This window comes from Colwellia sp. 5_MG-2023, from assembly GCF_030547795.1.
GTDB lineage: Bacteria > Pseudomonadota > Gammaproteobacteria > Enterobacterales > Alteromonadaceae > Colwellia.
In genome coordinates, this window is sequence record NZ_JAUOPW010000003.1 from 69939 (window position 1) to 91514 (window position 21576).

Genomic DNA, 21576 nt, shown 5'->3' on the forward strand with positions numbered 1-21576 from the left:
TAGTTCTATTGTATTACCTACTACACGGCAATACACCTTTATAAGGATATCATAAATACTAAAGTACCCCATCGTCTATGTAAATCATCTACTTAAGCTAGTTATTTCAATATACCCCTAGAAAACTTATCAAACTAGGTATCAATATTATGCGTAATACTTTCTTCTACTGAACAGAAGATTTCCGACAATATTAAAAATAAAAAACAATACACTAGTATTATAGTCGTATAACAAAAAACCAAATACAACATAAAGCATTGATACTTAAGAACTATAAGCAAAATGAATTTCTATAATAACGTTACTGACTATTCATAAAAAAGAAAAAGTGTCGACAATATTGTATTATTAACACGAATTTTAATCTTAGATACTTAACAACTTGTCCTAAATTGGCTTTAAAGCAACTAAGTCATTCCTAAAGTGAGTAGTGTCTCCAATAAGAAGGTGGATATCATGCTTCAAGAATATCGTAATCATGTAGCAGAACGTGCTGCTGAAGGTTTAGTGCCTAAAGCCTTAAACGCTAAACAAACAGCGGCATTAATTGAGTTAATTAAAAGCCCACCAGCGGGTGAAGAAGACTTGTTAATTAATTTATTAACGAATCGTGTCCCAGCGGGAGTAGATGATGCAGCTTATATTAAAGCAGGATTTTTAGCCGCAATAACTAAAGGAGAAGTAAATTCACCTATTTTAACACCTGAAAAAGCTACAGAATTATTAGGCACCATGTTAGGCGGTTATAATATTCAACCAATGATTGATTTATTAGAATCAGAAACCTTATCAGCTTTGGCAGCAAACGGCTTATCACATACTTTATTAATGTTTGATGCTTTTCATGATGTACAAGAAAAAGCCGCTGCAGGTAATACTGCTGCTAAGCAAGTGATGGAATCTTGGGCAAATGCAGAGTGGTTTACTTCCAAAAAAGCTGTGGCTAAAAAAATTACAGTGAAAGTATTCAAGGTTACCGGTGAAACAAATACCGACGACTTGTCGCCGGCACCGGATGCTTGGTCTCGCCCTGATATCCCACTACACGCAAAAGCCATGCTTAAAATTGCGCGTGAAGGAATAACACCTGATGAAGAGGGTGTTATTGGCCCAATTACTCAACTGGAAGCACTACAACAAGACGGTATTCCATTAGCCTATGTTGGTGATGTTGTTGGTACAGGCTCTTCACGTAAATCAGCAACAAACTCTGTATTATGGTTTATGGGAGATGATATCCCCTATATTCCCAATAAACGTAGTGGTGGTGTATGCCTAGGCGGTAAAATAGCCCCTATTTTTTATAATACCATGGAAGACTCAGGCGCTTTACCTATTGAATTAGATGTTCAAAGAATGAATATGGGAGATATTATTGATATTTATCCATATGAAGGGGTTGTAAAAAATGCTGCTGGGGAAGTTATTTCAGAATTCGAACTGAGTCCAGTATTATTTGACGAAGTTCGTGCTGGTGGTCGTATTCCATTAATAATAGGTCGTGGCTTAACGGGCCGTGCTCGAGAAGCATTGGGCCTTGAAGCAACAAACTTATTTGCTACGCCTATTGCACCAGAAGCGTCAGCTAAGGGTTTTACCCTAGCCCAAAAAATGGTTGGTAAAGCTTGTAATGTAGCAGGTGTTCGCGCAGGCCAATACTGTGAGCCGAAAATGACCACTGTTGGCTCGCAAGATACCACTGGGCCAATGACACGTGATGAACTCAAAGACTTAGCTTGTTTAGGCTTTTCGGCTGATTTAACAATGCAATCTTTTTGTCACACTTCAGCTTATCCTAAACCTGTAGATGTGATGACTCATCATACATTACCCGACTTTATGATGAACCGTGGCGGCGTATCACTTCGCCCAGGCGATGGAATTATTCATTCATGGTTAAATAGAATGTTATTACCTGACACCGTTGGTACTGGCGGTGATTCACATACACGATTCCCGTTAGGAATTTCCTTCCCTGCTGGCTCTGGATTGGTTGCTTTTGCCGCCGCAACCGGCGTTATGCCACTTGATATGCCAGAATCAGTCTTAGTACGCTTTACTGGTGAAATGCAGCCTGGAATTACCTTACGTGATTTGGTACATGCGATCCCTTACTACGGCATTAAAAATGGTTTATTAACGGTTGAAAAAGCAGGCAAAGTTAATGAATTTTCTGGACGCATATTAGAAATTGAAGGATTGAAAGGTTTAACTATTGAGCAAATGTTTGAATTATCTGACGCTTCTGCGGAGCGATCAGCTGCAGGCTGTGCCATCAAAGTTGAAGAAGATGCTGTTGCTGAATATTTGAAATCCAATATTGTTATGCTTAAATGGATGATCAGTGAAGGCTATGGTGATGTTCGTACCATCACTCGTCGAATAACAGCGATGGAAGAATGGTTAGCAACCCCTTCACTGATGGAAGCGGATGCAGACGCTGAGTATGCTCATATTCTTGAAATCGATCTAACTGAGATTAAAGAGCCTATTGTTTGTTGCCCTAACGATCCTGATGATGCAAAATTATTGTCAGACGTTCAAGGAACACATATCGATGAAGTATTTATCGGTTCATGTATGACTAACATTGGTCACTTTCGAGCTGCCGGCAAGCTAATTGATAAATTTAACGGTACACTACCAACACGCTTATGGGTTGCTCCTCCAACGAAGATGGATAGAGATCAATTAACAGCAGAAGGTTACTATAATATTTATGGTAGATCGGGGGCACGAATAGAAACGCCAGGTTGTTCATTGTGTATGGGTAACCAAGCCCGTGTTAAAGAGAAATCAACAGTATTGTCTACCTCTACGCGTAATTTCCCTAATCGTCTAGGTAATGGTGCAAATGTGTATTTAACCTCTGCTGAATTAGCCGGAGTTGGTGCTATTTTAGGTAAATTACCTACGCCAGCTGAGTATATGGAGTATGCCTTACAAATTGACGCAACGGCTGCAGACACTTATCGTTATTTAAACTTCCATAAAATGGACCAATATACCAAGAAAGCCGATACCGTTATATTAAAAGTTGACGCTTAATTAGCAATTGCAATTGTACTATTAAAAGTAAGCGCCCATTGGTCACTCACCTCAATGGGCGTTTTAAGTTATATCACCTTAATCCTACTAATTCCCTTTGCTATCATTTCACTTTAAGCAGCGTGCAACTGCAATAAACCAAACTTACAGTTAAACTAACACCAAACACAAGAGAAAATAGACTTGTCTATTCACCTCCTGTTAGAATATGCCACCCAAATATCAGCGACATAATATTTTGGGTCAATCTTTCAATCTATAGCACTGGATTTACGTTCCAGCTAGTTCAATGGAGTACATATGAGTTCATCAGATAAAGCGTTTTCGAGCCCTGTTACCGTAAAAAAAACCTCATCCACAATTACTATTTGTGCATTATACAAATTCGTTCGTTTAGACGCATTTGAAGCGTTACGCGAACCATTATCACAAAAAATGACCAGTGTTGATGTTAAAGGCACCTTGTTATTAGCCGCAGAAGGCATTAATGGCACAATTGCAGGACCACAAGCTGGTATTGATACAGTATTAGCTTTCCTTGGTGAACAGCCAGGTTTAGATAATATCTCTCATAAAGAATCTTACAGTGAGGAAAACCCTTTTCATCGTACAAAAGTAAAGTTGAAAAAAGAAATTGTCACTATGGGGGTTGAAGGAATAGACCCAAACCAAGTAGTAGGTACTTACGTTAAACCAAAAGATTGGAATGCATTAATTTCTGATCCAGAAGTTTTATTGGTAGATACCCGTAATGATTACGAAGTAGAAATTGGCACGTTTAAAGGCGCAGTTAACCCAAACACTGAAACCTTCCGGGAATTTCCTGAATACGTCGAAAAAAACCTTGATAAAAATAAGCATAAGAAAGTAGCCATGTACTGTACTGGTGGTATTCGTTGTGAAAAGTCGACAGCTTATTTAAAAGAACAAGGCTTTGAAGAGGTATATCATCTTGAAGGCGGTATTTTAAAGTACCTTGAAGAAGTACCTAGCACTGAAACAATGTGGGAAGGTGAGTGTTTTGTATTTGACGGTCGTGTTGCTGTTAATCATAATTTAGAGCAAGGTCAATATGATCAATGTTTTGCCTGTCGTTTTCCGTTAACAGAAGATGAAAAACAAAGTAAGCATTATGTAAAGGGTGTAAGCTGTCACCGTTGTTATGATAAAGTAACGGACGAACAACGCAATCGTTATGCGGAACGTCAACGTCAAATATCATTAGCCGAAGCCCGTGGTGAAAGCCATATCGGTGGTGATATACAAGCTATAATTGAAGAGCGTCGTCAAGCAAAAACAAATAAAAAACAAGCACAATCTAAGAAATAAAATAAGACATACGCTCATCAGTAATAGAAGAATCTAGCCTCATCCTTTGAGGCTTTTAGTTTGAATAGCTCTCCTCTTCTAAATATTCAAAAAAACCTTACTTGGATAATGACTCTAACTTCTTTTCAAGTTCTTCTAGTTTTTTGTAAATAGCAAGATTTTGTACATATATATCTGCATTTTGTTTTCTTAATTCTCTGTTTTTAATACTCGTATCGGCAAAGCCAAGTAGTTTGTTAGCAAAGATAGCACCTACTCCACCCAATATACCCACACCTAAAACAAACATAATGAAAACTGCGGCTCGTCCAATAAAAGTTATTGGATACACATCCCCAAAGCCAATCGTGGTAGAAGACATTAACATCAACCAAAATGCATCAGCATAGGTTTTTACTGGCGAGCCAACAACACTTGTTTCAGCTAAAAATGCAACATATCCCAAGCTAATATTTAACAGACAGAAAACAATAAAGGAAAGAGAGCCTATTACTCCATAGTTATAATTTTTAATACCAAACTCGTCCACTTTATACAGTTGGCTTTTTTCCATAGCACTTTGCAATACAATCATAATTCACTCTATTTTTTTCGTTGGCTTGCTGTTTTCATTAGAATATTATTTATTGTGCCATTGGCAATTAATTTTTGTAATTCTTTTGATAAAGGCTCTTCATAGTCTTTAATCTTTGAATGTTTGGAGATAGCAATATAAGCGTTTAGCGCGACATCATATTGATAATCTGCTAGCGCAAACTTTTCTTGAATATCTGCTAAAAATGAAAATGCTAAAATAGAATTCTCGCGGTCAATAAACGCATCAATCCTGCCATGTAAGAGCATTTGAATTAACTGCTTATGAGAGGTTAATTCAACTTTGGTTATCGAGTTACTTTTATCGAAAGCATCAAAATAACGAGCGCCTCTAAGGGTACCGACAATTAATTTATTGAGATCATCAAAACTTGTTATGCTAATCTCTCTAGAAGCTAAGGTGAAAAAACGCAGCGGTTCATGTTGCGTCATATAAGCTGGATGAAGGAAAATTAAGTCGACCTCTCGCTCGGGTAGCTTCTTAACAGATAAAATCATATCAGCTTCTCCTTGCTGAACCATACTCAAACAACGAGCAAAAGGACAATGAATAAAAGTCGGTTTCAAGTTAATCGACTCGGCCAATAGAGTCGATATTTCTATACTTGTACCAACAAATTCATTATCAACAACTTCTGAAAAAGGAAGCCCTTGCACAGTTGCTATTTTGATTTCTTTTTTATCTGCTAACGCCCAGGCGCTATAAAACAATAAAAATACAAGTAATCGAGGAAGGCATTTCATAATTATTCTAAAGCAATAAAGAGACTCGTATTTATGATTATAACCTATACATTAAATAAGACACCTTAAATAGTTTATAGCCTCGATTGCTTTGAATATAGCGCTGTAATACTCTTATAGCTATTCTATGACTTATTTATATCAAAGGAATACTATGCCTTTTATTAATCTAATTTTTATCATATTGAGTTTTATTACGTTTTTTAGTACCAATGTGCTAGCAAAAGATATTCCTATCTATCGTTGGGTTGATGAAAACAATGTTATTCATTTTAGCCAAAGCCAACCTAAAGATGATAATTACACTGAACTAACGACCAACTCCTCTTATCAAGCAAAAGAAATAGCACCAAAGCATAATCAGCAAAACGCCACAATGAATGAGCAATTAAGCCAATTTGAAAAAAAGAAAGAAGAAGTCTTGGCTAACAACAAGAAAATAGCCGAGCAAAATTGCCAATCAGCACGGCTCAATGAAAAGATGCTCACTTCACTAGGCACAGTAATGATAGTCGACACTAATGGCAAAAATAAAACGTTGTCTGATAAAGACAAGAAAGCACAACTTGCACTAAGTAAAGAAAATATAAGCTTGTACTGTAAGCCCGATAGCATACAAGAATAGGTAGCCTTAACTAGGGTAAAATGCGTAAGCGTTAAATCTTCCCTGGTTAAAAACACATTGAGCCTGTAACCAAAGAGATTACAGGCTCAATACTTTAGTGAAATTAAGCGCTCCTAATTATTTCTAATAAACAATATTTAACTAAGAGTGCTCTATACTAGCTCTTAAGATAAAGACTAGGCTTTAAGAAAAAGCTAACTCTCCTTCTTCCACCGTAACATTTATTGTTGAACCGTGCGCAAAGTCTCCTGCTAATAAGCGCTGCGCTAACGGGTTTTCAATCCCCTGCTGAATAGCACGCTTTAATGGTCTAGCACCAAAAATGGGATCAAAGCCAACTTCAGCAATTAAAGCTAATGCTTCACTACTAACAGATAAGCTTAATTCTTGTTCTGCTAGTCGATCTGATAATGATTGAATTTGAATGCCAGCAATTTTCTCTATTTGGCTTGCTCCTAAGGTGTGGAACACAACCGATTCATCAATTCGATTAATAAATTCAGGTTTAAAATGGTGGCTAACTTCATTCATTACTTGCGCTTTCATTTGCTGATATTGGTTGTCATTATCAAATGTTTGAATTATGTCTGAGCCGATATTTGAGGTCATAATGATAACGGTATTTTTAAAATCAACAGTTCGACCTTGACCATCAGTTAAGCGACCATCATCAAGCACTTGTAATAATATATTAAAAACATCAGGATGCGCTTTCTCAACTTCATCTAATAGAATAACCGAATAAGGTTTACGGCGAACAGCTTCTGTTAAATAACCCCCCTCTTCATAACCAACATATCCTGGAGGTGCGCCAACTAACCGCGCAACTGAATGTTTCTCCATAAACTCTGACATATCAATACGAATAAGTGACTCTTCAGTATCAAATAAAAAGTAAGCGAGTGCTTTTGTTAACTCTGTTTTACCTACACCTGTAGGCCCCAAGAATAAAAAGGATCCTATTGGTTGATTTGGATCGGCTAAGCCAGCACGCGAACGTCTGATCGCATTCGATACTGAAGCTACCGCTTCACCTTGTCCAATAACACGTTGGTGTAATTCTTCTTCCATGTTGAGTAATTTATCACGCTCTTGCTCTAACATTTTAGCAATAGGAATGCCCGTAGCACGGCTAAGTACTTCAGCAATTTCAACTTCAGTCACCTTATTAGCTAATAAGCTCATTTCTTGCATTTCAGCTTGGCTAGCTAAATCAAGTTGCTTCTCGAGCTCAGGTAACTTGCCATATTGTAATTCAGACATACGATTAAGATCACCTGCCCGCCTTGCCGCTTCTAGCTCAATACGAGCTTGCTCTAAATCTTCTTTGATCGTTTGTGTACCATACAACGCTGCTTTTTCTGTCGTCCAAACCTCGTCTAGTTCATCGTATTCTGTCTGTTTTTCATTTATTTGTTCCGAGATATCCGCTAAACGCTTCACGGTTGCATCATCAGAATCTTTTTCTAATGCTTTTTGCTCTAACTTAAGTTGAATTAACTTGCGCTCAAGTCGATCTAAATCTTCAGGCTTAGAATCCATTTGCAAACGAATACTTGAAGCTGCTTCATCAATTAAATCAATCGCTTTATCAGGTAACTGTCTATCACTAATATAACGATGAGATAATGTAGCCGCCGCAACAATAGCAGGATCGGTAATATTAACGCTATGATGAAGTTCATATCGCTCTTTTAAGCCGCGTAGAATAGCAATAGTATCTTCAACAGTAGGCTCTTCTACCAACACTTTTTGAAAACGACGTTCTAATGCCGCATCTTTTTCAATATATTTACGGTATTCATCTAACGTTGTTGCCCCAACACAATGTAAATCACCTCGAGCAAGCGCAGGTTTTAACATATTGCCGGCATCCATCGCCCCATCTGTTTTCCCAGCGCCGACCATGGTATGTAATTCATCAATAAATAAGATGATCTTACCTTCTTCTTGAGACAACTCATTTAATACAGCTTTTAAACGTTCTTCAAATTCACCACGATATTTAGCGCCAGCAATCAAAGCGCCCATATCTAAAGAAAGAACACGTTTATTTTTTAATCCTTCAGGTACTTCATGATCAACAATACGTTGTGCTAAACCTTCAACAATAGCAGTTTTACCCACACCTGGTTGGCCAATTAAAACAGGGTTATTTTTAGTTCTACGCTGTAATACTTGCAAAGTACGACGGATTTCATCATCACGGCCAATAACAGGATCTAATTTTCCTTGCTCAGCACGTTCAGTTAAATCAACCGTATATTTTTGTAATGCTTGACGAACATCTTCAGCATTTTGATCATCAACTTTTTGACCGCCTCGTACGTGTTCAATCGCCGCTTTAATACGTTGTTCATTAGCCCCTAGCTCTTTTAAAATAGAACCTAATGTGCTTTTATCTTCAAGTGCTGCAAGTAAAAACATTTCAGAAGATATATATTTATCTGACATTTTCTGCGCATATTTATCGCATAAATTTAACACCTTACCTGATGCAGAAGAAAGCTGAACATCGCCATCAGAGCCTTCTATTTGTGCTAAAGATTGCAGTGCTTGTTCTATTTTATTTCTTAGCGTATGAACATCTATTCCCGCACTTTTTAATAGCGGAATAACAGAGTTACCATTTTGATTTAACAACGCCATCATTAAATGAATGGGTTCAATGAATTGATGATCTCGACCTAATGCAAGCGACTGTGCATCCGCAATAGATTCTTGGAATGATTGTGTAAAACGATCTAAACGCATAAATATTCTCCTGCCATATTACTGGACTTATGAATTAATTAAACCTGATGTAATTACTTATAACATTAGGTCTAGTGTGGTCTTTTTCAATAGAGGATAAGCATTAGTTTGATCTAGAACAAATAATTGCTCAGACATAATCTAAATAAAACGGCTTGGCATTAACGACTAATAGTATAAACACCATGAGTAGTGAAGCGAGGTCTTTATAATAGGCAAATCAGTGTTGCCATTCTTCCAGTTACGCTATCTTTACGATAAGAGTAATATTTATCCGTATTTGTATAAGTACATTCTGGTAGTGTACTTATGGCGTTAATACCTAGGGCATTTAATTGTATTTCGGCAATTTTATGTAAATCTGCTAAATATTTACCTGTTGAGGTTGCAATAAAGGCACAGTTAAAAGAATCACATTGCTCAACAAATTGAGCTTTTACTTCACTACCCACTTCAAAAGCATTTTTCGAAATACAAGGCCCAAGCCATGCATAAATATCTTCGGTTGGTGTGTTCATTTTGGTAATTGTGTTTTGAATGATATTCGCAGACAAAGGACGCCAACCACCATGAATGGCGGCAATTTCATTGCCTGACTTAGATGCTAATAAAATAGGAAGGCAATCTGCAGTCATAATTGCTAAACAAACATTCTTTTCTTGAGTAATAGCAGCATCAGCGGTAAGTGACTCTGCAGATATTGTCGATATTTCGACAACCTCATTACCATGAACTTGATTAAGCCATTGAATTTGAGTGTTTACAGGTAACAAAGATTGTAGGTAACGACGATTATCTTTTACCCGTTCAGGACAATCTCCAACATGTAAACCAAGATTAAAAGCTTGATAAGGCAGTGATGAACCTTTAAGCGTATTACTAGGTAAAAGCCGTGTTGTCTGTACTGAAAAAACGTTATCAATTAAAGCTGCTTGGCCAATACTTTCATCGTTCGATGAGGGTATTGGCCATTGAACAAGCTCAATAGCTGAACTTGTTCTAATATTATTTGCTTTATAAGTAATCGTCGACGGCATTAAGTTTAGTGTCTTCTTGTAGTAATTCAACTAACTCAACAAAATCGTCAGGTAAATCAGCATGCCAAGTCATTAATTCACCCGTTATAGGATGATATAATGAAAGCATAGCTGCATGTAATGCTTGACGTTTAAAAGTACGTAACTTTGCTAATAATTCAGGTGTTGCATTTTTAGGTGGACGCGGTCGACCTCCGTAGGTTGGATCACCAACCAATGGATGCGTTATATGTGACATATGAACACGAATTTGATGCGTTCGCCCTGTTTCAAGACGTAAACGTAAGCGTGTATGCAAACGATATTTTTCCATTACACGATAATGCGTAACTGACGGACGGCCAGAAAATGTAACGGCCATATGCGTGCGTTTAGTTGCATGACGGCCTATTGGCTCATCAACAAGGCCACCAGCAGTCATTAAACCATTAGCAACAGCTTCATATTCACGTGTAATTTCTCGTAATTGTAATGCTTCAACTAGGTTTGTTTGTGCCGCTATTGTTTTCGCAACCACCATCAAACCAGTGGTATCTTTATCCAAACGATGAACAATACCAGCACGTGGTACAACTTCAATAGCTGGAAAATGATGTAACAAAGCATTTAAGACAGTGCCATCAGGATTACCAGCACCTGGATGAACCACTAAACCTGCAGGTTTATTAATCACTAAAATGTCGTCATCTTCATAAACAATATCAAGATCAATTTTTTGTGCAGCGAAACGTTGCTCAGCTTCTACTTCTGCATTGATAGCAATACTCTCGCCACCATACATTTTTTCTCGCGCTCGGGGTAATACTTCACCATTAACCATCACTTTACCGGCTAAAATCCAATCTTTTAGCCTTGAACGTGAATAATCAGGAAACATTATGGCCAAAGTTTGGTCTAATCGTTTACCTAAACACGAATCAGGAACGGTATCTTGATGTTGAATTATTTCAGACATTAAACTCTCTTTAAATTTTTAACGTTGTGCAACTTATGATTGCTAGGTTAGAATGTTAATACGCAAGTATGCACTAGGTATAATAGTTTCATTTTACCCTTTTTATGATAACCATGCTACATGGCTGTCAAAGGTTTCATACTTATTTAATTTTAAACAAAGGCGTAATTGCAAATTCCATGGAAAAATTGACCAAAAAAATAGTATTTATCACGCTAGCACTCGCTTTAGCAGGTTGCTCATCTTCTGGTATCGAAAATGACATTGATAAAGTGCCAGACAAATCAGCGCAAGCTTTATTTGTCGATGCTCGAACAGCACTGGATAATGGTTTGTATCAAAAATCAATCCAAATCCTTAGTGCAATTGACTCTCGCTTTCCTTTTGGACCAATATCACATCAAGTTCAATTAGATTTAATTTATGCTTACTATAAAGTAGGCGACGCTGCTCAAGGTATTGCACTTACTGATCGATTTTTACGCCTAAATCCAGACAACCCGAATACAGATTATGTTTATTACATGCGTGCATTAATAAACTTATCAACAGAAGATAATTTGTTTCAAAATTTGGCAGGCATAGATCGTTCAGATAGAGATCCGACAGCAGCTCGTGAAGCTTTTGATGACTTCAAACGTATAATTACTCATTATCCTGATAGTAAATATGCCGCTGATTCTCAAAAAAGAATGATTGAAATTAAATCAAGGTTAGCTAAATATGAACTTGCGATTGCTAGATTTTACTTAGAACGAGAAGCTTATGCTTCAGCAGCAAACAGAGGTCGCTATATTGTTGAGTACTTTTCACCAAGTCCTGAGTTAGAGCCTGCATTAGAGATAATGATTGAATGTTACGATAAGTTAGGTCTAGATGATTTGAAAACTAATGCATTACAAGTATTAGCCGCTAATTATCCTAATAACTCAATGATTAGATAAACGCTACTAATTATCAAAAAAATACGAGTATCAAACACTATCGGCACTAAAGCTGATGAGTTCGATACTCGTAACTAGTAAACAATTAAATAAAACTATTAGAATTAACGATTACAAGGCTAATAACTAAATAGCTTCTTGGTTTTCTTCACCCGTTCTAATACGGATAACACGCGTTACATCGGTAATGAATATTTTACCATCACCAATTTTTCCTGTTTGCGCTGTTTCTAAAATAACATTTACGCAGCGTTCAAGATCTTCTTTTGCAATCACTATTTCTAATTTTACTTTAGGTAAAAAATCAACCATATACTCTGCACCGCGATAAAGCTCCGTATGCCCTTTTTGCCTACCAAAACCTTTCACTTCAGAGACTGTCATACCGGTAATACCTATCTCACCTAGCGCTTCTCTTACATCGTCTAACTTGAATGGCTTAATGATTGCTTCAATTTTTTTCATTATTTCTCTCTGTATAATGGATTTCCATATGACTTTCTGTAATATTACAACGCGTTTATTAGCAAATCACGCTTTTATTTTGCTAAACTGTTATTTAACACTAACTCTACTAAGTTATTCATCAATCAAGGATAATAAATTAAATAGAATTAGTATAATCAAGCTAATACTCTTACTTAAAGCAGGATAGTCCATGGATCAGCAAACCATAATAGATGAAATGAAAGTTTTACCTAAAATAGACGCTCACTTTGAAGTTCGTCGACGTATTGATTTTATAAAATCTACCTTAAAAAATTCAGGTTTAAAAACATTAGTACTGGGTATTAGTGGCGGAGTAGACTCTTCTACCTGTGGTCGTTTGGCGCAACTTGCCGTTTCTGAATTAAACGCAGAACAGAATAAAGATATCGCTGATCAGTTTCAATTTATTGCTGTAAGACTCCCTTATAATGTACAAGCAGATGAAGATGATGCACAAACAGCATTGAACTTTATCCAACCTAGTCATTGCTTAACCACCAATGTATTTGATGGTGTTAATGGAATACATCAAGAAGTTGTTTCTGCTCTGAATAATGCACAGCTATTAACTGCGTCAGAAAATCAGGTAGACTTCTCAAAAGGTAATGTAAAGGCACGAATCCGCATGGTATCTCAATACCATATCGCTGGAATTTTAGGTGCATTAGTATTAGGCACCGACCATAGTGCCGAAAATATTACGGGATTTTTTACTAAGTGGGGCGATGGTGCTTGCGATTTAGCTCCTTTATTTGGCCTTTCAAAACGCCAAGTAAGAATAATAGCCAAGCATTTAGGTGCACCTGATATTTTAGTTGAAAAGGCTCCGACAGCAGATTTAGAAGATTTAGATCCAGGAAAAACCGATGAAGATGCTTTAGGTATCAGCTATGATGAACTTGATGACTTTCTTGAGGGCAAGAATGTATCATCAGATATACAAGAACACATTATTAATATTTATAAAAAAACACAACATAAGCGCCAACCTATCCCAACCATTTATAGCTAGTACTTGTCACTGGAAAAATCCATTTTTTATAACTATACCTATATTATAGGGAAGTTATTAAAAATGGATTTTTTTATGCTCAATCATAAGCCTTTTATTAACCTCAATTTATATATGAAAGGAGTTACGCTACTAGAATTAATCATCTCCGTGTCTATTACGGCAATTCTGGCGATCATAGTTATTCCAAACTTCAATGATTTCATTGTTAAAATGCGTGTTGACAATGAAATTTCTAAACTCCATCGCATGCTGATTATGGCAAGAAATACAGCGATTAACAGTGGACAAAATACAATACTTTGCCCATTAAATACAACTTCTCAATGTAGCGAACACTGGGGTAATGAGCTCAGCATTTTTATTGACAGCAATAATAATAAAACATTTGATCCTGATGAAAAAATACTACAAATAAAAGAAGGGATTACAGTAGGAGATCAGCTTGTTTATGGCATAGGTAGAACAATGATCACATTTAAATCAACGGGGCAACTTAGTGGTCTTGCAAATGGTACGTTTCGATATTGTCCTAAGGATTATAAAGAACATTCAAGAGGTATTATTGTAGCTCGTTCAGGTAGAGTTTATCAATCAAGCGATCTTGATAATGATGGTGTTGATGAGAATAGAGGCAACACAGAAATTAGCTGTGAATAACTCTTTATTCCCTAAAAGGCGTTTACTAGCGAGTTAAGTAATAAAATGGTATAAATGTTATCAAGCTCAAATAGTCGTTAGTGAAATACCATGCATAACATTAAAAGCACCTTATCAATTCCCACTTCTACCCGCCGCCATAAAAAAGGGTTCACCTTAATTGAACTAATGATTTCGATTGCGATTGTTGCAATATTATCAACGGTAGCTTTACCTAGTATGGGTGACTTTTTGGTAAAAATGCGTGTTGACAATGAAATAAGTGAAGTACAACGACTATTACTCACTGCTAGAAATATGGCAATAAACACAGGAAAAAATACCACAATATGCCCCCTAACCTCTGGTGCTTGTACTAATAACTGGGGGAGTGAAATCAGTATTTTCACAAATGATGATAACAGTTTAGCAACAAATAATAACTTTGCTGCGCCTGATGAACTAATAAAAGTTAAAAGCGAAATTAAGGCTGGTGATAAACTTCAATATACTGAAAATAGTATTATTTATACACCTGATGGCCGATTATTAACAAGCTCAACTAATTTTAAATATTGCCCAAAAGATAAAGCAGATCTATCTAGAGGGATTAGTGTCTCATTGTCAGGTCGAAGCTATAAAAGTTCAGATACTGACAACGACGGCAAAGATGAAGACAGCTCAGGTAATGATATTGTTTGTACTTAGCCTCTAAGGACGCAGCACTAATGTCTCAAAGCTAATGCCTATAGCTAACACTGAATCCTAGTCAATCAATGTCAGTATTGAAAGAATATATTTATACTATTCACATTCATCTAAGCATATTGTTATCCATTGCTCTAGCAATTGGACTACTAAACTCATCTTTCGCTAAAATACACTGTTTAACTCTGTAAATAGTTCCTTTTTTCTTACTCGACTGACCACCGATAATATTAGCTTTATGACCAATAATAACGTCCGGTAGAGCAGCTAACGATGATGGTTCTATTTTCCAAAGGCTAATCGTTTCAGAGCCCCCAGCAAGCTCTACATAACATTTCACTTCTACCCGCATAGCAGTGGCTTCTTGCTCTTCAGCTTGTGCACTCATCACATTAACTAAACTAACAATGCCACTGACCAAAACGAAGACGATTAACTTTGAAGCTTTCATCTTGTTACTCCCAACACTCTTTAGGCGTTTTGGCACCTAAATAGTCAACTTTCAATGTTGTACAATCGGTATCTTTTACTTGGCTCTTTTTTGCAACAGCCTGTAAGGTGAAAGTAGTCGCTGTTGCGCCAGCAACAACACTAATTAAATAGTTGCCCGACTCCGTTGTATATTCATCAGTACTCATTCCTAAACCTTTCATATTGCTGGCATAAGATCTAGTATCAACAAAGACTTGTTCTTGTAAATTGGCTAAGCGCATTAGCTCACGTTGCCCTTCAGACCGATTAGAGCGAAGCACAAAATCAGTATAAGAAGGGTAAGCAACACTCGCTAGGATTCCAATAATAGCCACGGTAATCAGTAGCTCAATTAAGGTAAAGCCTAATGTCTTAGTACTCATTTTTTTCTGCATATTCTTTAGGCTTGGCTGTACCATGTTTATTGATCCTCTGTAATATAAAGATAAGTTCGCATTGTTTGTAAATTGAAACCTATATCAACAATTCGTCTTCCAACAATTAAATTTCCTGTTGTTCCCGCGGTTGCATCATCAGGGTCATTAGGAATCACAATTAATGTCGGAGCCCCCAAAAACTGTTCACTAATAAAACTTATTCTATCTTCTCTATTTTTAGAATCTTTCTCAGCCCACTTGAACTTTGAAATCCCCAAAGCAAGATCTACCCCATACAACCAACTTTGACCACTAGGAAGCTCACAATCTATTTGTTCATCGGCTAAATTAGGTGGAGAGAACGTTGTAAAATAAACGGTATTATTGATTACAATTGCACTTGCTGTACTTTTTTCACCAGAGAGTTCTAAATCAAAGTACCAACCTGACTTATTACTTACGGCTACCGATAATGCTTGTCTACCAGTATCACTAACAGTCTCAAAAGGGTTATCAGTAAAGTCATAAAGGTCATCTATGGCTATTACATCAGGTATTGATGTCCCACTATCACCAAAGTTCTGAGTGATAATGTTTTTATCTTTAATCATAAAGAAAACATCACTGGTATCAGTTCCTAATGGATTAGATTTGTCACCGCTACCAAGTAAAATAGCATCGTAAGGTATTTCTTGATGAACAGTAACGGTAGAAGTACTTTGATCTTCAGCTTTAACCTCTGATTCTATTGTTTCAGTAATGAAAGTACGAACTATGGCTGGTTCATTAAAAAATCGCCTATCCATTGAGTTAGTATCACCACCTAAGGTGGCTAATTCAAACACCGAAATATCAGTTACGCTATTACTTGGCATATCAACTCGCCAAACACTGCCTCCGGTATCACCTACATACAATCTATCAACCAAACCATCACCATCACTATCTAACGTAGCAATACTGGAAGGAATGCTATCTTCACCAGTAAATTCTGTGGTTGCATTATCTTCAGCCATGCTCCATTTCAAGTTACCTGTTTCAGCATCTACCATATAAACTGCACGCCCAACATTATCTTCGCTGCCCACCCCGCTATTATCTTTTGATGGGTCATAGCCACCACCAAAAAACAGCACTGGTTTAGCGGTATCACCACTAAGGTTTAACTTAGAGTAGCCTAACTTAGCTTGCGACCATGTTTGCCCTAACTCTGTAAAACCGGTTGTGCCACCTTCGATACGCCACATTAACCGAGGTGAACTAGGATTACTTATATCAATAGCGTAATAAGAAGAACCTCCTCGGCGTAAGCCAAAGAAGATCCATACTCTATCTCCCGATTCAATAATCCCATCACCGTCTTTATCGTCAATATAGGAAGTAATCTTCCCATCGACACCGTAAACTTTATCATCACTAGTTGAATTATTGCGCAAGGTTTTAATATTAGGAAAAAACTCTTTGGGCATAAAGGCCCATGTTTCATCGACGTTATCGCCATTATCCTCAAACATGTGCAAAGCACCTGAGTTAGTCCCAATAAGTATATGTATTTTGTTACCGTAGTTGATAACTAAAGGATTCGAATGAAGCGGATCACCAAAAACATCACTACGCATATCGGTTTTATCGCCATCTTTGTCCTCATCATCAACATCGATACCTAAATTCCAATTGAAATAATCATCAGACTCTAAAACATCAACACCAAGAAAATCTGCATAATCCTGCTCTGTGCCAAAATGGCTTAACTTATTGGTAGCGGTTAGTTCCACTAGCGCATTGGAAACACCAATATCACTATAGACTAATCGATCAGTTTTATTACGTAACATCTCTGCTACGCCCCCCTCATCTACTTGAGCTCCATCTCTACTGTCTGACCAATAACTTGTCACGTTAGAAGAAAAGTGCCCTGTCGAGTCGTCAATAGCTACATTGCCACTTTTACCTACTTGTATTCCCCCTTCAACCTTATATTTTTTCAGATTTCCTTGCCATCTTGGCCCTCTATCAGGTTGAAACATCGCATAATAAACGGAGTCTAGTGTTTCGGTACGATCAAAGTTATTCGCGGCAACTGAAGCTGATGTTAAGCTGTTATTGCTCGGCTCTAAATTAGCTAATACATTAGTTAATGCAGCAGTTAAACTCGCAGTATCCTGTGCCGGAAAATATTTTCCCCCACCGAGATTGGCTGTTTCTCTTAAAAGAGGTTCAGCCGCTTCCGCGCCTTGGCTAAAACCTATGGTGTATGTGGTTACAGTTTGTTTACCATCAACAGTTGCATTGACATCATTATTATTCATCCAACCTGCAAGAGCAGCTAGATAATTACCATCAAAGTCCGACATGGGATAACTATCAGCAGTACCTAGTGCTTTCACTTCATCATTTGCTGCAGTATCAAGTGTTGGTGCTCCATCGGTAATAAGAATAACGTAGGCTTTATCACTACAAGAAGTAAAAGGAGATTTATAAATTTTACTGCTTGTTTCTATAGTAGTATCCCGAGGGGGGGTGTTCGCAGTATAAGAAGAACGATTACTATCGTTATCACCATAATAAACACTTTTACCGCCAAAATAACGTGATGCTTCATATAAAGTCTCACACAAAGGCGTATTATTTTCTGGGTCAAGTTGATTGTTGATGATATCGAGTAAAGTTGTTCGACTTGAAACAGTAGAAGTTTGGATGCCGAAAACTATACGTCCACCATCTCGGGAGTTTTCTCTTGTTGCATTATGATTAAAAACTTGTAAGCCAAAATCAACATTCGGAGAAGAGTTAATCAAGTTGGTAACACTTTCTTGCGCTATTGCAATACGCTCTTTTCTACTTGTTGCTATCTCATCACTATGGTACCAGCGTAAATAATTATCGCTATACAAGGTTACTAGCGAGCCAGACCATTCAATATTGCTATCACCAACATTTGCTGTATAAAAGATAGGATTAGTTGAATCACCTTCACCATCAATAGGAAAACCTGACGGTAATGCTGTTGTCGCACTACCTCTTAAGTAATTCTTATTGTTATTATTTATCGCTTCTACATCATCTTCACAATCAGTAATAACAATGCCAGTACCGTCAGTCTCATTTAGCTCACTCCAACGACCTGAGTTCCCTTGAAACTGATACTCTCTAACGTGGCCAGTATAATAACCATATTCATCAATAATATCTTGCGCCACTTTACAATTACTAATGCTCAGAGGAAATTTTCGTTTTTCATTACTATCATCTGCTATTGGCATATCGTCAATATCAGTTTGACCTTTACTATAGTAAATGTAACTACCTGATATTTTTGTATAACCACTAACAGCAGGGTAATTTATATTCGGATCGTACGAGTTTTTTACCAATTCACGCGTGCTCATACTGCCTGAATTATCAAAAATAATTAGAACTTGAGGTCGTTTTTTCGTTTCTTTGACGCTATCACTAATATAAAGCTCTATATCTTCACTAAAAGAAAAATTAGTAATTAAAAGTAAGAGTACTGCCACTATAAATTTTTTCATCTTTCTTCCTTAAGCAATAAGAAATACACCATCTTTAAAACGGTAACTGCATCTATCTTAAAAGCTGTTGCGCTATGCCTGAGTTAACGTTAACTACACTAGTATTATTACGGCCATATTTCCTATTTACTTGAACCTTTAGCATGTTACAAGTAAACACTTGCGTTGAAGAAGCTAATTTAGAGTTAGGACAATCAGCTTCAAGCATATATTTGTTATTGGTAATATCAAGCTCTGGAGGATCAAACTTTTCTGAATCCCATAATGTTGGCATTTCTGCTTCTATCTGTTTTACTTTTTGTACATTGTCATCTTCATCTTTAAAGGTAGCAAGAGACGCGGCAAATTCATTTGTTGACCCCGGCGATACTTGATTAAAAATAATTTCATCTATCGCGCTGATTGCTTCCTGAACAGCAACAACTTTTTCTTCACTAGCACCTGACATTTTCATATCAGTTGTCGTATTTTGCATTAAGGCAGCAGCGACTGCTGTTAATGCAACAAGAAAAACTAAAGAGACAATTAACACCACACCTTGTTGCTTTCTCGCGTTTCCATATTTATTTATTCTATCTATATTATGCATATAAATGACCTACTTAAATTATTTTTGTTGTCACTATAGGTTAATTCAGTTGTGGAAAATTACCATATATCCATACCAGCGTTATACAAAGTTACTGTTGAGCTAAAAAGCAAGCGACGATAATTATCATTAACGGTATAAGTAAGGTTACCTAATTTATAAGTATTTGTATTAGTATATTTTTTATCTTCTAGAATACTACGTGCCAAAACATATACTTTAACTGATATTATGCGACTTGTGGCATTATTCCATAGTTCGTCCGTCATACTCGTTGCTGGAATGTAAGCATTAACAATACCATATCCTGGATCTGTCGGATCGGTTTCCATATCGACTCCATATTCAAAACGAACTAGTTCAATACCATCAATAATAGGAGCAAAAGACAGAGTATTTGCTAATCTCCCTTGCATTAACACAGGTATAGTATTACTACCGTGGGTTTCTTCTCTAACATAATAAATATGATGTTGATATTCCCAAACTTGAGAGCCTTCTATATTAGGAACAATACCAGCCGAAAAGATAACACCAGTATTCATATTACTTACAAAATAATAATTACCCGCAGGTGCTACATCCCCAGCAGTTAACGCTAATGGTGTCGATACAACACGTTTAAGCTGTAATATATCAGAGCCTATTTTGGCATCCTCTCGGCATCCCGATAATATTTTTGCACTCGTTGCCGTTTCTCCCCAAAGCGTTCTAAAGTGCCCGACAGCTAAAGGAAATGTACCATTATTTATACCTCCTCCTACACACTCTCCTACGGGAGCCGCTAACGTAGAGCTAATACGAGAAAGATCAACAGAGCCGATATAATCCCCCCAAAAATCTTGCCTCAATAAATCATCAGTTAACACACTAATTGCAAAGCGGCCATTTTCTTGTAACTCACCATAACTTGATGTTTCACTCGTTGTGGTTCTCATTCCAACAAATACACTTAAAACGCCCGCAAAAATAACTAAACCAATAATTAAAGCAACAAACACTTCAACCAAACTAAAACCAGACTGATATTTCCTTCCTAGTTTAGCCATTTGATTTACGCTAAGACCTTGTTTGTTTTTTTTGATTTTCATTTACTAGTGTCTCAACTTTAAACTTATTTGTTATTAACAATTATTATAGCTAGCTATATGATAAAAGCATCTACCACGACTTGACGACGAGCACTATCATTTGCACTACCACACGCTTCAGCATTGGCAGAATCTATAGTTTCAATTTTACCTTGCCATGTGATCACAACTTTAACGGAGTTTCCTACCACAGTGATGCAACCAATTCCTCCAACTAATCCACCAACCTTATTCGTAGCCTTGAGCGCATTAGCCCCCATTAATGCTTGCTCCCAACCAAAAAGATCATGAGTAACCATTTCCGCTGGACTGCATAACGAGGCAGGCGAATTACACGTTGGTGAAGAGGTGATTTTACCAGAGCCGTAAGGGCTATTGGCGGCATATAACGATAAAGCACTACTATTATTGCCTCTAATTCTTTCAATAATATCTTGTGCTAAGCTAGAGGCTAATGAACGCTGCATAGCATCAAAGCTTGATTTCTTAGCTGTCGCTTGCATAGCAACGGCCCCGAGAATACCGGTAACCATAATAACTAAGGCAACTAAAACTTCGATAAAAGTCATACCTTTATTCTTACTTTTTTTACTATAACGATATTTATCATTGATTCGTTGTGGCATCGACTTTC

At 37.1% G+C, this 21576-nt stretch carries 19 protein-coding genes; 7 read left to right on the top strand and 12 right to left on the bottom strand.

Going from position 1 to position 21576, the window contains the following annotated elements:
- The first annotated feature begins 459 nt into the window (after nucleotides 1-459).
- Nucleotides 460-3051, top strand: coding sequence for a bifunctional aconitate hydratase 2/2-methylisocitrate dehydratase (gene acnB, locus Q4496_RS03465; protein ID WP_303609940.1), 2592 nt, complete (start codon nucleotides 460-462; stop codon nucleotides 3049-3051).
- A 300-nt stretch (nucleotides 3052-3351) separates the two neighbouring features.
- A complete protein-coding gene (locus Q4496_RS03470) occupies nucleotides 3352-4380 on the top strand; it encodes a rhodanese-related sulfurtransferase (protein WP_303609941.1) in 1029 nt (342 codons plus the stop codon).
- Between the two features lie 97 nt (nucleotides 4381-4477).
- Here Q4496_RS03470 and Q4496_RS03475 read toward each other — a convergent pair whose 3' ends face one another.
- Together Q4496_RS03475 and Q4496_RS03480 are read right to left on the bottom strand one after the other, a co-directional pair.
- A complete protein-coding gene (locus tag Q4496_RS03475; RefSeq protein WP_215973436.1) occupies nucleotides 4478-4954 on the bottom strand; it encodes an ion channel in 477 nt (158 codons plus the stop codon).
- Nucleotides 4955-4962: 8 nt separating this feature from the next.
- Nucleotides 4963-5718 carry an ABC transporter substrate-binding protein gene (locus tag Q4496_RS03480; RefSeq protein ID WP_303609942.1) on the bottom strand — a complete coding sequence of 252 codons (756 nt, stop codon included), beginning with the start codon at nucleotides 5716-5718 and terminating at the stop codon, nucleotides 4963-4965.
- A gap of 154 nt (nucleotides 5719-5872) precedes the next feature.
- Between Q4496_RS03480 and Q4496_RS03485 the strand changes: the two genes are divergently transcribed.
- A complete protein-coding gene (locus tag Q4496_RS03485) occupies nucleotides 5873-6343 on the top strand; it encodes a DUF4124 domain-containing protein (protein WP_303609943.1) in 471 nt (156 codons plus the stop codon).
- 183 nt (nucleotides 6344-6526) lie between these two features.
- On the opposite strand, the gene clpB is transcribed toward Q4496_RS03485, so the two are convergent.
- From clpB to rluD, 3 genes are all read right to left on the bottom strand, one after another.
- Complete coding sequence (clpB, locus tag Q4496_RS03490; protein ID WP_215973433.1) at nucleotides 6527-9097, bottom strand: ATP-dependent chaperone ClpB; 2571 nt, start codon at nucleotides 9095-9097, stop codon at nucleotides 6527-6529.
- 206 nt (nucleotides 9098-9303) lie between these two features.
- Complete coding sequence (gene pgeF, locus Q4496_RS03495; RefSeq protein ID WP_215973432.1) at nucleotides 9304-10134, bottom strand: peptidoglycan editing factor PgeF; 831 nt, start codon at nucleotides 10132-10134, stop codon at nucleotides 9304-9306.
- Nucleotides 10112-11089 (bottom strand): 23S rRNA pseudouridine(1911/1915/1917) synthase RluD, encoded by a 978-nt coding sequence (gene rluD, locus Q4496_RS03500; protein WP_215973431.1) that lies wholly within the window; start codon nucleotides 11087-11089, stop codon nucleotides 10112-10114. The genes pgeF and rluD overlap by 23 nt, the downstream gene beginning before the upstream one ends.
- A 179-nt stretch (nucleotides 11090-11268) precedes the next feature.
- Here rluD and Q4496_RS03505 point away from each other — a divergent pair, with 179 nt between their 5' ends.
- The gene (locus tag Q4496_RS03505) at nucleotides 11269-12033 is read left to right on the top strand and encodes an outer membrane protein assembly factor BamD (protein ID WP_303609944.1); all 765 of its coding nucleotides are present in this window, start codon (nucleotides 11269-11271) and stop codon (nucleotides 12031-12033) included.
- Nucleotides 12034-12159: 126 nt separating this feature from the next.
- On the opposite strand, the gene glnB is transcribed toward Q4496_RS03505, so the two are convergent.
- Nucleotides 12160-12498, bottom strand: coding sequence for a nitrogen regulatory protein P-II (gene glnB, locus Q4496_RS03510; protein WP_215973429.1), 339 nt, complete (start codon nucleotides 12496-12498; stop codon nucleotides 12160-12162).
- Nucleotides 12499-12691: 193 nt separating this feature from the next.
- On the opposite strand from glnB, the gene nadE reads away from it, so the two are divergent.
- The 3 genes from nadE (at nucleotide 12692) to Q4496_RS03525 (ending at nucleotide 14881) form a co-directional block, all read left to right on the top strand.
- Nucleotides 12692-13534 carry an ammonia-dependent NAD(+) synthetase gene (gene nadE, locus Q4496_RS03515; RefSeq protein WP_215973428.1) on the top strand — a complete coding sequence of 281 codons (843 nt, stop codon included), beginning with the start codon at nucleotides 12692-12694 and terminating at the stop codon, nucleotides 13532-13534.
- A gap of 63 nt (nucleotides 13535-13597) precedes the next feature.
- Entirely contained in the window at nucleotides 13598-14194 is a 597-nt protein-coding gene (locus tag Q4496_RS03520) for a GspH/FimT family pseudopilin (protein ID WP_303609945.1), read from the top strand.
- Nucleotides 14195-14284: 90 nt separating this feature from the next.
- Nucleotides 14285-14881: a GspH/FimT family pseudopilin gene (locus Q4496_RS03525; RefSeq protein WP_215973426.1), complete on the top strand. Its 597-nt coding sequence runs from the start codon at nucleotides 14285-14287 to the stop codon at nucleotides 14879-14881.
- 106 nt (nucleotides 14882-14987) lie between these two features.
- Here Q4496_RS03525 and Q4496_RS03530 read toward each other — a convergent pair whose 3' ends face one another.
- Genes Q4496_RS03530 through pilV form a run of 6 tightly spaced genes read right to left on the bottom strand, consistent with a single transcriptional unit; the run spans nucleotide 14988 to nucleotide 21568 of the window.
- Entirely contained in the window at nucleotides 14988-15332 is a 345-nt protein-coding gene (locus Q4496_RS03530; RefSeq protein ID WP_215973425.1) for a hypothetical protein, read from the bottom strand.
- A gap of 4 nt (nucleotides 15333-15336) precedes the next feature.
- A complete protein-coding gene (locus Q4496_RS03535) occupies nucleotides 15337-15735 on the bottom strand; it encodes a type IV pilin protein (protein ID WP_215973424.1) in 399 nt (132 codons plus the stop codon).
- A gap of 38 nt (nucleotides 15736-15773) precedes the next feature.
- Nucleotides 15774-19262 (bottom strand): pilus assembly protein, encoded by a 3489-nt coding sequence (locus tag Q4496_RS03540; RefSeq protein ID WP_303609946.1) that lies wholly within the window; start codon nucleotides 19260-19262, stop codon nucleotides 15774-15776.
- A 52-nt stretch (nucleotides 19263-19314) separates the two neighbouring features.
- Nucleotides 19315-19851, bottom strand: coding sequence for a PilX N-terminal domain-containing pilus assembly protein (locus tag Q4496_RS03545; RefSeq protein ID WP_215973422.1), 537 nt, complete (start codon nucleotides 19849-19851; stop codon nucleotides 19315-19317).
- Between the two features lie 59 nt (nucleotides 19852-19910).
- Nucleotides 19911-20942 carry a PilW family protein gene (locus Q4496_RS03550; protein ID WP_303609947.1) on the bottom strand — a complete coding sequence of 344 codons (1032 nt, stop codon included), beginning with the start codon at nucleotides 20940-20942 and terminating at the stop codon, nucleotides 19911-19913.
- A gap of 53 nt (nucleotides 20943-20995) precedes the next feature.
- The gene (pilV, locus tag Q4496_RS03555; protein WP_303602123.1) at nucleotides 20996-21568 is read right to left on the bottom strand and encodes a type IV pilus modification protein PilV; all 573 of its coding nucleotides are present in this window, start codon (nucleotides 21566-21568) and stop codon (nucleotides 20996-20998) included.
- Nucleotides 21569-21576 lie beyond the last annotated feature (8 nt).